The sequence below is a fragment of the Legionella lytica genome, assembly GCF_044626755.1.
GTDB lineage: Bacteria > Pseudomonadota > Gammaproteobacteria > Legionellales > Legionellaceae > Legionella > Legionella lytica_A.
Genome location: NZ_JBGORX010000003.1, coordinates 214,712 through 228,369, shown reverse-complemented (window position 1 = coordinate 228,369; position 13,658 = coordinate 214,712). Strand labels below are relative to the sequence as shown.

Below are 13,658 nucleotides of genomic sequence, written 5' to 3'. Positions count from 1 at the left end.
ATGTGTTGCGATAAATCAAGTAAATTCAATAGAAACAAGCCCCCTAACTTCAGATTGTGACCGTACAAAAGATAATAGTATAATCGGCTTCTATTTAACGTATGGAGCGTTGCATGCATAAGAAAGCTCCCCTGCTGCTGATGATTTTAGATGGCTGGGGTTATAATAAGAATAATAAACACAATGCTATTGCTCAAGCCCACACCCCTCAATGGGACGAATGGTGGCAAACACGCCCTCATATTCTTTTAAATGCTTCAGGCTTGCCTGTTGGCCTACCTGATGAGCAAATGGGCAACTCAGAAGTAGGACATATGCACATTGGCTCCGGCCGTGTGATTCAACAAGATTTTACTCGTATTAATCAAAGCATTACTCAGGCTGAATTTGCTAAAAATCCAGTATTTCTTAATATGCTCCAGGAACTAAAGCAAACCGGCAAGTCGCTCCATATTATGGGTCTATTCTCACCCGGGGGGGTTCATAGCCATGAGCAGCATTTATTTGCTTTACTTGCACTCTGCGCCGAGCATAATTTTCACTCAGTTTGTTTGCATCTTTTTCTGGATGGGCGTGATACTCCACCGCAAAGTGCACTACAAAGTATTAAACGCTTAAATACTGAATTACACAAATATCCGGTTGCCCGTATTTGCTCCATTAGTGGCCGCTATTATGCGATGGACCGTGATAATCGTTGGGAACGTATTGCTCCAGTCTATGACTTATTAACCTTGGGGCACAGCCAACACCAATTCCCCGATGCAGAAACGGCCATTAACACTTATTACCAACAAAAACTCTCCGATGAATTTATTCCCCCAACCCAAATTGGTTCAGAGGCAATCGTTAGTGATGGAGATGCGATTTTATTTTTTAATTTCCGTGCTGACCGGGCAAGACAATTAACTGGCGCATTTATTGATAGCGCATTTACGCAATTTAACCGCCAGGCATGCCCGCGTTTATCGCATTTTGTCAGTATGACTCAGTACGATAAAAATTTAGCGACTACCTCCGCCTTTCCCCCTATCCCTTTAAATAATACCTTAGGGGAAGTGATTGCTGCTCATGGGCTGAACCAATTACGCATTGCAGAAACCGAAAAATATGCGCATGTCACCTTTTTCTTTAATGGAGGTAAGGAGCAAGTCTTTGATAATGAAGAACGGATCTTAATTCCTTCACCTAAAGTGGCGACCTACAACCTTCAACCAGAAATGAGCGCACCTCAATTAACTGACCGTTTGGTAGAGGCAATTAATAACCAAACCTATGATGTCATTATTTGTAACTATGCAAATGCCGATATGGTAGGACATTCAGGTGATTTCCCGGCAACCATTAGGGCGATTGAATGTTTAGATCAATGCATGCATCGAGTATGGCAAGCACTGGAAGCACAAGGCGGGCAACTACTTATTACCGCCGATCACGGTAATGCGGAAGAAATGTTTGATGAGTCCACACACCAAGCCCATACTGCTCATACGACTGAGCCCGTCCCCTTAGTTTATGTTGGCGGCGATTGGCACTTTAGCCGCACTGAAGGAAGTTTAACGGATATAGCGCCCACCATTCTGGCACTATTGGGAATTACGCCTCCTGCAGAAATGTCTGGCCATCAATTATTAGAAAAAGACTCATGATTAAATGTACAAAGAAGCTAAGCAATAACCGGGTTAGCATGTCGTTAGGCATGCTGCTTTGTTTGAGCGTGCATGCAGCCCCCTCCAACCTGCAACAAACCCAGAGCCAACTCAAACAAATCGATGTGCAAATTAATAGTTTGCAGCAAACATTAACAAACGCCCATGACAAGCGCGGCGTGTTAAACCGTGAATTAGCCGTCACTGCAAAACAAATCAGCAAAAGTGTGCAAGAGTTAAGAATCATCCAAAAAACTTTAGATAATAAAGCCGCAAAAATAATTACCTTACAAAAACAGGTTAATCAACTGGACCAACAACTATCTGCACAGCAACAATTGTTAGCCAATCATATTCGGGCTCGCTATCAAATGGGGGAATATCAGCCCTTAAAGTGGTTGCTTAGTCAGGACGACCCCTACAAGGTAAGCCGCATTTTAACCTATTACCAATACATCATTAAGTCACGACAACAGCTTATTGTTCAAGTCGATGCCACCCTAAAAGAATTAACTCAAAGTAAAGAAGTACTTCATAATGAGTTAGCTGCCACCCAAAAGCTGAAACAGGAACTGACCACAAACCAGCAGCAACTGGAAAAAAATAAAAATTATCATACCTCTTTAATCAGTTCATTAAATAATGAAATTCAAAGCAAACAAAATAAATTGCAAGAGGCACAAAAGAATAAAAATAATTTAGCCAATCTGTTAAAAACACTTGCGGTCCAAAGTGTTCCGCAACCTAGCATGCCCTTTAATCAAATGCGCAAAAAATTGCCGTCTCCCATACATGCTAAAAAGCAGGCCTTACGTAAGATGAACCAGGGAGTGACATTTTTTGCCGATGAAGGCTCAGTGGTTACTGCCGTTTATCCAGGCAAAGTTGTTTTTAGCAATTGGTTAAAAGGCTATGGTTTACTCATAATTATTGATCATGGCCAAGGATTTATGACCTTATATGCCCATAATGAATCGTTATTTAAAAAGAAGGGAGAACCGGTCAAACAAAATGAACAAATTGCTACTGTAGGTCATAGCGGCGCAATTAAAGAAAACGGTCTATACTTCGAAATAAGACTAAGGGGAAAAGCAATCCCTCCTCTAGCTTGGTTGTCCTAGGTTAAAAGGCAGATTGTTGATTACTTTAACAAATAAGAATAAAGAGGGCTTAAAGTAATCGCCTACACCTCTGGCACTTAAATTGCATTAAAAATATTAAGAATAAAAAAAGAAGACGGCTTATTTTGTTGGCCTGCATCCGAGGAGATCGCTATGTTGATAAGAAAATTATATCCTTGCACGCTTGCTGTAGTCTATGCGTTCACATTGATGTTACCTCTGACGGCCTTTACAGCTGATGAACCCCAAGATAGTTCTGAATCTAAAGGGGTACCATTGGAAGACGTACAACGCTTTTCCAATGCAATAGGTGAAATTAAAAAATATTATGTGAAACCCACAGACGACAAGGAATTATTTGATAATGCCATCCGCGGGATGCTCAGTGGTTTAGACCCTCATTCAAGTTATTTAGATGAAGAAGAGTTTAAAGAACTACAAACATCAACTAGTGGTGAATTTGGTGGATTAGGTCTGGAAGTGACCATGGAAGATGGGGTGGTTAAAGTGGTAACTCCTTTAGTTGATACCCCTGCCTTTAAAGCGGGAATCAAATCAGGGGATTACATCATTAAATTAGGGAAAGAATCGGTTCAAGGCCTCTCTCTAAAGGATGCGGTTAACCTGATGCGGGGTAAATCCGGCAGCACTATTCAGCTAACCGTGCTACGTAAAGGCGTAAATAAAGCCCTGACCTTTGATTTGGTACGTGAAGTCATTCAAATCAAAAGCGTACAAAGCAAAGTATTAACTCCGGGCTATGGCTACATCCGTTTAACTCAATTCCAAGCCTTAACGGGAAGAGATATGTTACAAGCCATTGAGCGTTTAAAACAACAATCAGGCGGCAACTTAAAAGGTCTTATCCTGGACTTAAGAAACAACCCAGGAGGGTTACTTGATGCGGCAATTCAAGTGTCTGATTCCTTCCTTGGTAAAGATAAAACCGGTAAACCCGAAACAATTGTGTCTACTAAAGGCCGTTTACCCGGTACCGACTTTACCGCACTATCTAAGGGAATTGATGTCTTAAATCATGCCCCAATGGTAGTGTTAATTAACAATGGCTCAGCTTCTGCTGCAGAAATTGTCGCGGGAGCGCTAAAAGACAACAAACGTGCAGTGGTACTTGGTACTACCAGCTTTGGTAAAGGTTCAGTACAAACGGTATTACCACTTGATAGTAAAACAGGAATTAAGTTAACTACTGCTCTTTACTACACACCATCAGGTGCTTCAATTCAAGCGAAAGGAATTGTGCCTGATATCGTGGTTAATGAGTTGGAAATTCCTAAAAATACTGCAACTAAAAATAAAGATGCGACTGGATTTAGTGAAGCAGATTTAAATGGTCACATACTTAATAAAACCAAGGCAGAAAAAGCTGCAAAAAGTCCTCAGGCTCAGCTTGATGATCTCTTGCATAATGACTATCAACTTTATACAGCACTCACTGTATTAGAAGGTATGGCTTTAGCTGCTAATAAATAAGCAATAACACATCAGCTGGGCTGAAAATGCCCAGCTCACCTTACCCACCCTACTCCCACGTTCAGTCCTTCGCTTATAAACGATTATTTAAATCCAGCCACGACTTGATAAAAATAGAACAAAATGGTAAATTATTAACGCAATAGACGAACTAAAGGAACATATGGGTATCTTGAAGTCAATTTTTATATTCTTGGCGAGTATCATAACCAGCATCGTAGCAACAGCAGCTCCCATCAGCTTGCACGATAAAATTGGTCAAATGCTACTTATTGGATTTGATGGGAAACATATTAATGCTCAGTCAGAAATAGTAAAAATAATTGCCAAAGATAATATTGGCGGCGTCATTCTATTTGACTACAATGCGCAAACACAAACCTTTGATAAAAACATTGAATCTCCCGCGCAAGTAAAACAATTAAATCATGATTTACAATATTTTACCCAACAAGCTAATTTAAAATACCACCGTCTTGCATTACCACTCCTCATTTCGGTGGATTATGAAGGCGGAAAGGTTACGCGCCTCAGTGAACAATATGGATTTCCTGCAACTCTGACTCCCAGCGAAGTCGGTAAACAAGGTCCCCAAGCGGCTGAGGCAAACTCCGAGCTTATGGCTCAAACTTTGGCCGAGTCAGGTTTTAATTTAGATTTTTCGCCCTTACTTGACGTCAATATCAATCCCAATAATCCCGTCATTGCCAAAAAAGACCGCAGCTTTTCTAGCGATCCCAATAGGGTTATTCAAAATGCGGAAATTTATTCACAAAATTTTTTAAATAAAAAGCTCCAATGCGTTTATAAACATTTCCCAGGGCATGGCAGCTCCACAACAGACTCCCATATAGGCTTTGTAGATGTCACTGAGACCTGGAGAATGTCTGAATTAGAACCCTACCGCTACTTATTAGGGCAAAAGTATTCTTGTGGCGTAATCATGAGCGCCCATATAGTAAACCGTCAGCTTGATAGTTCAGGGCTTCCAGCTACTTTATCCCACAAAATGTTAACTGACCTTTTACGCCATCGAATGCATTTTGATGGTGTTATTATTACTGATGACCTGCAAATGAAGGCAATTAGCGATCATTATGGCTTAGAGCAGGCCCTAGTGTTGGCAATCAATGCGGGTGCAGATATCCTTATTTTTGGTAATACCTTGGCCGCCAAACAAGATCCCGCGCAAGTAATTCAGATTATTGAAGCCAAGGTACGCTCCGGTGAAATTAAACAAAAACGGATTGATGAGGCCTATCAGCGTATAGTTACCTTGAAGAAATCCTTAGTGCACTAATCCTCCTAGCCTCCCACGCCCAAACAATCCTGCTATTGCGGAGGCTTAAGGGGCGCAATAAATTGCCCTATCCTAATAAATGATTGACACACTCCAATGAAAGAAAATAAAATTTCCCATGCTTTTTTCACGATGATTATTATATGCTTTATAAAAAAACAGGGATGTCAAAATTTAAAAAATATATTTCTTACCTCGTTATCTTTTCACAACTCTCATCGATAGCCATAGCAGCTCCCAATATCAATACCGGTAATCGCTCGTTGCAAAAAAACTCGGACACCTCGGTCAATAAATTTATGCCCGCATTTTCAAATGCTCAAGAATCAGTCCCTCTTGATAAATTAAATTTCACTAATAACAGTTTCAATCTCATAAGCCCTTTGAATTGGGGAGTAACCTATAGCGATTTAACGGGAACCTTTGTCAATGCTCAATATGTGCATTCCTTAGGAGACTCTTTTGCCTTTGGGGTACTGGGTGAATATGGCGCGTCGCAATATCGTTTTAACGGAACATTAGGTTATGAACTATCCTCTTTTGCGCAAATAAAATTTAGCGCTGAACGATTAGAACAAAAATTACCCTTTCAATTTGAATTTGAAAAAACGAATTACCGTGTTCATCAGGACGCTTATGGTGTACGCCTGGAAAATGTTTTAAATAACCCTTTTTTACACGACTTAAATTTAGGTGGGTATTATGCCCAAGCAAATAACAAGCGATTTGCTGGGGTTGCTTATATTTCTGACGGGATGAATTGTAACGGTTTTGAAGCAGGATTGAATTGTATTAATTATCGTAACCTTGCAGGAGCTACAAGTTCTGGTGCAGATATTGGTACGAAGTTTTTATTATCTTCAAAAACATTGATTAACACAAATATTTACTATGACACTGTTCGTTACAATACCATTTTTTCCAATACTCCCAATCACAATCGACAAGGATTAGGGCTGGGTGTTCGCTTAAATCAATTGCTCACCGAGCAATTTAAATTAAGCGGTGAAGCCACTGCAAGAGAAATCTATAATACCTATCAGGCCGGCCTCAATTGGCGGCCCACTTTTTTAAAAATGCCTATAGAGGTTTCTCTGATTGGACAACATATCACCTCTCGTAATGCAACACCGGACAATAATAGTATTACCTTGCAGTTCTCACTGTTAACTCATTCAAATCAATATGAAACAAAGTACTCACAGGGAAATCGTATCCTCCATAACATTACTCAATGGGTTAAAGATCCCGCGGTGAAAATGCAGCAAGTTCTGGTTATTTCGGAAGAGATCAACAAACTATTAGCACCACAAATCTTCAATATAACTCCGGCAAGTGGCCCACTTTCAGGTGGTAACCTGGTTACTATTCGAGGCAGCAATTTTGCACCTGGAGTACTAGTATTTGTTGCAGGACAACTTATAGCAAATATACAACAAAACCAAAGTACACTCACCTTTACCATGCCTGCATTCAATGGAAATGAAAATAAAACCGTAGACATTGTCGTTCAAAACAGGGATGGCCAAAAATCCACTTTGTTGTATGGCTACACCTACCTCGATGTGCCACCGCCTTCAGCACCTACAGCAACTATTAACGCAACGGGTACGCTAATCACAGGCACTGCACAACCAGGAACTACCATTACTGCCACGTCAAATGGTCTTCAGCTAGGCACCACAATTACAGACATGAATGGTAACTATTCATTACCACTTAATCCCGCCCAAACGAATGGGCAACTAATCGCCGTAACTGCTTCGCTGTCTGGACTTGTAAGTCTGCCGACCACAATAACCGCACCCAACATTCAAACCCCCACCATTACCATTAATCCCGTTGCTGGGGATAACACTATAAATGCCGCTGAGGCAGCAGCAGGAATAGTGGTAACGGGAATAACTACAGGTACTGAGGCAGGAAATGTAGTTTCCTTAACAGTGAATGGCATAACTTACTCCGGAACCGTAGTTGCTGATGGCTCCTGGTCTATTGCCCTAAGTCCAGCCGATTTAGCTGTACTGCCGCAGGGTACTGTTCCCTTTACTGCCAGTGTGACTAATGCAGCAGGCAATATTGCCACCGCCTCAGTCAATGTGACAGTAGAGACAATTTCTGTTCCCACCATCACCATTAATCCAGTTGCAGGGGATAATGTCATTAATGCAGCTGATGTAGCAGCAGGAGTGGTGGTAACGGGAACAACTACGAGCATTCCGGCAGGAAATACAGTTACCTTAACCGTGGGTGGTACAACCTACTCAGCAACTGTACAGGCTGACGGCTCCTGGTCTATTACCTTACCTGCAGCTGATTTAGCTACCCTGCCTCAGGGTATTATTCCCTTTACTGCCACAGTGACCGATGCAGCAGGCAATGCTGCCACCACTTCAGTCAATGTGACTGTAGATACCACTCCTCCCACCATTACCATTAATCCCGTTGCTGGGGATAACACTATAAATGCCGCTGAGGCGGCAGCAGGAATCGTGGTAACGGGAACGACTAATGCGGGAAATGTAGTTTCCTTAACAGTTGATGGTATAACCTACCCAGCAACTGTACAGGCTGACGGGTCCTGGTCTGTTCCCTTAAGTTCCACGGTTTTATTGGCCCTGCCGCAGGGTAGTGTTCCCTTTACTGCCACTGTGGTTAATGTAGCAGGCAATACTTCTACTATATCGGTAGATGTGACTGTAGATACCACTGCTCCCATCATCACCATTGATCCAGTTGCAGGGGATAACATTATAAATGCCGCTGAGGCAGCAGCAGGAATAGTGGTAACGGGAATGACTGGTACGGGAAATATGGTTTCCTTAACAGTGGATGGTATAACCTACCCAGCAACTGTACAGGCTGACGGGTCCTGGTCTGTTCCCTTAAGTTCCACGGTTTTATTGGCCCTGCCGCAGGGTAGTGTTCCCTTTACTGCCACTGTGGTTAATGCAGCAGGCAATACTTCTACTATATCGGTAGATGTGACTGTAGATACCACTGCTCCCATCATCACCATTGATCCCGTTACAGGGGATAACATTATAAATGCCGCTGAGGCAGCAGCAGGAATAGTGGTAACAGGAACGACTACCGCTGATGCGGGAAATGTAGTTTCCTTAACCGTGGATGGTATAACCTACCCAGCAACTGTACAGACTGACGGGTCCTGGTCTGTTCCCTTAAGTTCCACGGTTTTATTGGCCCTGCCGCAGGGTAGTGTTCTCTTTACTGCCACAGTGACCGATGCAGCAGGCAATGCTGCCACCACCTCAGTCAATGTGACTGTAGATACCTCTCCTCCCAACATCACCATTGATCCAGTTACAGGGGATAACATTATAAATGCCGCTGAGGCAGCAGCAGGAATAGTGGTAACGGGAACGACTGATGCGGGAAATATGGTTTCCTTAACAGTGGATGGTATAACCTACCCAGCAACTGTACAGGCTGACGGGTCCTGGTCTGCTCCCTTAAGTTCCATAGTTTTATCTACCCTGCCGCAGGGTAGCGTTCCCTTTACTGCCACGGTGGTCAATGCAGCAGGCAATACTACTACTATATCGGTAGATGTGACTGTAGCTACCCTTCCCCCCAACATCGTCATTAATACGGTTGCAGATGATGATGTCATCAACGCCAGTGAGGCAGCAGTAGGAGTATCTGTCACGGGAACAACTACTGCAACTCCAGGAGAAACTGTTATCCTAACGGTGGGTCCAGGGAACTACCTCGCAACGGTGGATGCTAGTGGCAACTGGAGTATTTTCTTGTCCTCAGCGGTTTTAATGGCCCTGCCCGACGGGACTATTACCTTTACGGCGAGTGTAACCGATGTTGCAGGAAATGTTGGGAGCACATCACGAGATGTGGTAATAGATATTAATCCTTAGCTCTCTTTGGATAGATGGGATTATGTGCATGAGTTTTAGAAGAATAACCGAGCAGGAAACCTGCTCGGTTAGTTAAAATGATAGTTCATCATCTGCGTTGTAGAAAAATACACCTGCTACTGACCTCGCAAAAGCGGGCTTTGCAAATAAGCCTGCATTTTCTTAACGTCTGAATCATAAAGATTAATCCATTACCTTTATCCGGAGAATTAAAAAAATGCTCCTACTCTCCAAACTAATTGCCATGCAGGCGCATTCTCATAAAGAGTAGGGAAAAAAAATCGCATTAAACAACCTCTTTTAGCGAGTTAGTCTTGGTATAGGCAACCCCATTTTTATTCAAATTAAACGCTCCCATAACACCAGTACCCGAGCCAAGCGCTAATAACCGTGCTGCTATAGCCTCGCAAGAAAACTCTGTGTTCGCTTTCATTGCGATCAGGGCGCTACTATTTAATAAATGAAAAATATCATAAGCATAACCCGCCTCAGTAACGGGTTGGCTCAAATACTCCTCTTTGAACTGGGCTACAAACTCAGGCTTTATGGTGCTTGCTAATGCTGCTCCACGTTGGTGGTTTGGGCTTTGTGCCTGAAAATTATTTTTACCATCAGCAACCGCATCACAGCCTAGGCAGAAATGAATGACATTATTTTTTGCGGCTAAAGGGGCGACAACCGTGCCAGATGCAGAACCTTCTGTCAAAAGCACATTAATATGACGTGCCTCAATGAATTTCTGTAAGGTCTCCGCGATATGCTTGTTCTTGGGTTGCGCATCCAAAGTATAAAACTCATAATTAATTTCAGCAGATTTGCTTTGCTCACGGGCAATTTCCATTGCAGCCAAGATGTTTCGACCGATATAAGCTGATTTAGTAGAAAATGGCGCATAAATACCAATATTAATGGTTTGCTTCATCGTTTTTGCCGAAGCACTGCCCCCAGCGATTATAAGGCCGAGATAAAACATAACGCCCATAAAAACACTCAAAATAGCGCTAAATCTTGATAGTAGTTTGGTCATATTTATTTAATTTGGTTAGATATTGGTAAAATCATTTTGCAATGAATAAAGTCGAAATACAATGCTTATAATGAAACCCTCAACAAAACTCAAAATATCTACGCTTGTTAGGTTCACGTTTTAATCCTCACTTTTTTTATGAGATAATCCAACTTTAATTGGGACCCCAAAGGACATTATGAACAAACCACTCTCCTCCTTGCTTGGCCTTTTTCTTATTTCTCAAGCGCAGGCCAACGTTCAAACCTATTTTGATCAGGCGAAAAATGATCCCAATGCCCTATACGCCTTTTTCAAAAAAATGCCTAAGGGAGGAGAGTTACATTACCATTTAGCCGGAGGTGCTTACCCAGAAGCAATGCTTGAAATAGCCGCAAAAGGTAACTATTGCCTGGACACCAAAACATTGGCGGTCAATGACAATGTAGAACTCTGTAGAGACAAAATAAGTATGGGTGAACTGACCAATACGCCTGCACTCTATACTAAAACAGTTAGAGCCTGGTCACTACAAGATTTTATCCCTGGTGTCGAATCAAGTCATGATCACTTTTTTAATAGTTTCTTCAAATTTTTACCCATCGTCAGCAATCACAGTCCTGAACTTATCGTTGACGTGGTTAAAAGAGCAGCTAATCAACAGGAACAATACTTGGAATTGATGATTTTACCAGATAATGCAAACTCACTTAGTTTTGGCGTACTCCTAAAGGGGGCCAGCTCGTTTGCGGAAATGCGGGAAATTTTATTAGCGAATCAAGAGTTTCAAAAAAATATTGAACATACCATTATCGAGACTGAAAGAGCACTAAAACAAGCGCGACACGAATTAGGTTGCGATAGCAACCCGGAATCCGAAAAGTGTAAGCTTACCCTTAAGTTTTTATATTACTCCTTAAGAGAACAACCTTTAGATGCTGTTTTTGCCCAAACTCTAAATGCCTTTGAGGCCGTTTCCCGTTCGCAAAGCAAAGGGGGAAGTTTAGTGGGGGTAAATCTGGTACAAGCAGAGGATGGCATTATTTCCTTGCGTGATTATCGACAGCAAATGCAAATCTTTCAGTACCTGCATCAACTCTATCCCCAGGTTAATATTTCCCTGCACGCAGGTGAAATTACTTCGGAAATAGTCACTCCATCGGACTTAAACTACCATATTCATGATGCACTTTTCATCGGACAGGCACAAAGAATTGGGCATGGTGTGGATATTGCTCATGAAGATGATGTCGATAAAACCTTGGACTATATGGCCAAACAACAGAAAGCGGTGGAAATTAATTTAATTAGTAATAAACGAATCTTAAATGTTTCCGGGAAAGAGCATCCTTTAAACTATTATTTAAAACATCATGTTCCCGTGGTCTTATCTACTGATGATGAAGGAATTTTGCGTACAGACTTAACCAGTCAATACGTAGAGGCCGTGATTGGGCATGGTTTAGATTATCCCACCATAAAACAGATAAATCGTAATGCCCTAACCTACTCCTTTGCTCCAGGGAAAAGCATTTGGGCTGATGCGGTGAAGGCGCAATTGGTGTCAGAATGTCAGGATTTAAATAGTGTGGAGTGCAAGGAATTCATTAAGAATAATCAAAAAGGGCAATTGCAATGGACGCTGGAACAGAAATTAAAGGCCTTTGAGAGTCAGTATTAAGAAGTTTTATATTGACCTTGTACTCATTGAGCTCATGGCTACCTTAAACCTTAAGTATTATTGAGCAGAATTACCGCGATATCCAGAGAGTTATTGCCTCTACCCCGAACTTATGAATACCGCGGTCAAGCCGCGGTAATTCGAGAGTATTATAATGGATGCGAAAAACGAAGAGCGTGCCATAGTCCAACCTATGACCTAGTTCTTAAACAGTAAACGGATCCTGAAGAATAATAGTGGAATCGCGCTCAGGTCCTGTTGATAACATATGAATAGGAACCTTTAACAGGGATTCAATACGCTTCAAATAAGCGATTGCATTCGCTGGTAAATCAGCCATATTGGTCACATCTGCCGTAGACTCACTCCAGCCAGGCATCTCTTCATAAATAGGCTCTAAACCTTCAAAATCAGCCGCTGCTTGAGGTGGGCGTGAAATTAAATTGCCTTGGCTGTCTTTGTACGCTACGGCGATACGCAATACGTCCAGATTGTCTAAAACGTCTAATTTAGTGATGCACAAGCCAGTAATGCTGTTCAACTCAATAGAACGCTTTAATAAAACCGCATCGAACCAACCACAACGTCGCGGTCTACCAGTCACTGCACCAAATTCTTGACCACGCTCAGCAATGCGCTTGCCCACATCATCAAAAAGCTCGGTTGGGAAAGGCCCACCACCAACACGAGTGGTGTATGCTTTGGTTATACCTAAAACATAATCAATGAACTTAGGACCAAAACCAGCACCATTAACTACCGAACCGACACAGGTGTTTGAAGAGGTAACAAAAGGATAAGTACCGTGGTCAATATCCAAATAAACCCCTTGGGCTCCTTCAAATAGGATGTTATCACCCTTTTCACGGTGCTCATGCAAGGCGGTAGGAACATCACAAACCATAGAACGAAGCTCATCAGCCCATAGTGCAGCAGCATCCAAAATCGGTTGCAGTTCAACCGCAGGTTGTTTGAAATATTGAGTCAGTACGAAATTGTAATAATCTAATACGTCATGCAATTTTTGGGTAAAACGCTCAGGATGGAATAAATCCCCCACTTTCAACGCGCGTCGCGCCACTTTATCTTCGTAAGCAGGACCAATTCCACGACCAGTAGTACCAATAGCGGATTTCCCCATATGCGATTCACGTGCCTTATCTAAAGCAACATGGAACGGGAGAATTAATGGGCAAGCCAAACTAATGCGCAAGCGAGAACGAACATCAAGTCCGGTCGCCTCCAGCTCTTTAATTTCACTCAGTAAAGCTTCTGGCGACAAAACCACGCCATTCGCAATGTAACAGGTTACGTGCGGTCTAAGCATACCTGATGGGATTAAACGTAGAACCGTTTTCACCCCTTTAATTTTTAAAGTATGCCCCGCATTATGTCCGCCTTGATAACGAACAACAACCTGCGCGTCTTGCGTTAATAAATCGACGATTTTGCCTTTGCCTTCATCGCCCCACTGTGTACCTAAAACAACAACGTTCTTACCCATGATCCACTCTTAA

8 protein-coding genes are annotated in these 13,658 nt (G+C 42.2%); 6 read left to right on the top strand and 2 right to left on the bottom strand.

Annotation, left to right across the window (positions count from 1 at the left end; all coding sequences use genetic code 11):
* Positions 1-113: 113 nt before the first annotated feature.
* The 5 genes from gpmI to ACD661_RS10715 all read left to right on the top strand — a co-directional run bounded on the left by gpmI (position 114) and on the right by ACD661_RS10715 (position 9,454).
* On the top strand, positions 114-1,649 hold the full coding sequence (gene gpmI / locus ACD661_RS10735) for a 2,3-bisphosphoglycerate-independent phosphoglycerate mutase (RefSeq protein ID WP_400187852.1): 1,536 nt from the start codon (positions 114-116) through the stop codon (positions 1,647-1,649).
* On the top strand, positions 1,646-2,770 hold the full coding sequence (locus tag ACD661_RS10730; RefSeq protein WP_400187851.1) for a murein hydrolase activator EnvC family protein: 1,125 nt from the start codon (positions 1,646-1,648) through the stop codon (positions 2,768-2,770). The genes gpmI and ACD661_RS10730 overlap by 4 nt, the downstream gene beginning before the upstream one ends.
* Before the next feature lie 153 nt (positions 2,771-2,923).
* A complete protein-coding gene (locus ACD661_RS10725; protein ID WP_400187850.1) occupies positions 2,924-4,261 on the top strand; it encodes a S41 family peptidase in 1,338 nt (445 codons plus the stop codon).
* 163 nt (positions 4,262-4,424) lie between these two features.
* Positions 4,425-5,561, top strand: coding sequence for a glycoside hydrolase family 3 protein (locus ACD661_RS10720; protein ID WP_400187849.1), 1,137 nt, complete (start codon positions 4,425-4,427; stop codon positions 5,559-5,561).
* 143 nt (positions 5,562-5,704) lie between these two features.
* Positions 5,705-9,454 carry an Ig-like domain-containing protein gene (locus tag ACD661_RS10715; RefSeq protein WP_400187848.1) on the top strand — a complete coding sequence of 1,250 codons (3,750 nt, stop codon included), beginning with the start codon at positions 5,705-5,707 and terminating at the stop codon, positions 9,452-9,454.
* 286 nt (positions 9,455-9,740) lie between these two features.
* Here the strand turns inward: ACD661_RS10715 and ACD661_RS10710 are convergent, their stop codons facing one another.
* Positions 9,741-10,436 (bottom strand): ABC transporter substrate-binding protein, encoded by a 696-nt coding sequence (locus ACD661_RS10710; protein WP_400187847.1) that lies wholly within the window; start codon positions 10,434-10,436, stop codon positions 9,741-9,743.
* A gap of 223 nt (positions 10,437-10,659) precedes the next feature.
* On the opposite strand from ACD661_RS10710, the gene ACD661_RS10705 reads away from it, so the two are divergent.
* Positions 10,660-12,141, top strand: a complete 1,482-nt coding sequence (locus tag ACD661_RS10705) for an adenosine deaminase family protein (RefSeq protein ID WP_400187845.1) — start codon at positions 10,660-10,662, stop codon at positions 12,139-12,141.
* Between the two features lie 205 nt (positions 12,142-12,346).
* Here the strand turns inward: ACD661_RS10705 and ACD661_RS10700 are convergent, their stop codons facing one another.
* Positions 12,347-13,645 carry an adenylosuccinate synthase gene (locus tag ACD661_RS10700; RefSeq protein ID WP_400187844.1) on the bottom strand — a complete coding sequence of 433 codons (1,299 nt, stop codon included), beginning with the start codon at positions 13,643-13,645 and terminating at the stop codon, positions 12,347-12,349.
* Positions 13,646-13,658 lie beyond the last annotated feature (13 nt).

Bases quoted from the DNA above. Each gene is read 5' to 3' on its own strand.
- gpmI (WP_400187852.1), top strand. From the start codon at position 114: ATGCATAAGAAAGCTCCCCTGCTGCTGATGATTTTAGATGGCTGGGGT.
- ACD661_RS10730 (WP_400187851.1), top strand. From the start codon at position 1,646: ATGATTAAATGTACAAAGAAGCTAAGCAATAACCGGGTTAGCATGTCG.
- ACD661_RS10725 (WP_400187850.1), top strand. From the start codon at position 2,924: ATGTTGATAAGAAAATTATATCCTTGCACGCTTGCTGTAGTCTATGCG.
- ACD661_RS10720 (WP_400187849.1), top strand. From the start codon at position 4,425: ATGGGTATCTTGAAGTCAATTTTTATATTCTTGGCGAGTATCATAACC.
- ACD661_RS10715 (WP_400187848.1), top strand. From the start codon at position 5,705: ATGCTTTATAAAAAAACAGGGATGTCAAAATTTAAAAAATATATTTCT.
- ACD661_RS10710 (WP_400187847.1), bottom strand. From the start codon at position 10,436: ATGGGCGTTATGTTTTATCTCGGCCTTATAATCGCTGGGGGCAGTGCT.
- ACD661_RS10705 (WP_400187845.1), top strand. From the start codon at position 10,660: ATGAACAAACCACTCTCCTCCTTGCTTGGCCTTTTTCTTATTTCTCAA.
- ACD661_RS10700 (WP_400187844.1), bottom strand. From the start codon at position 13,645: ATGGGTAAGAACGTTGTTGTTTTAGGTACACAGTGGGGCGATGAAGGC.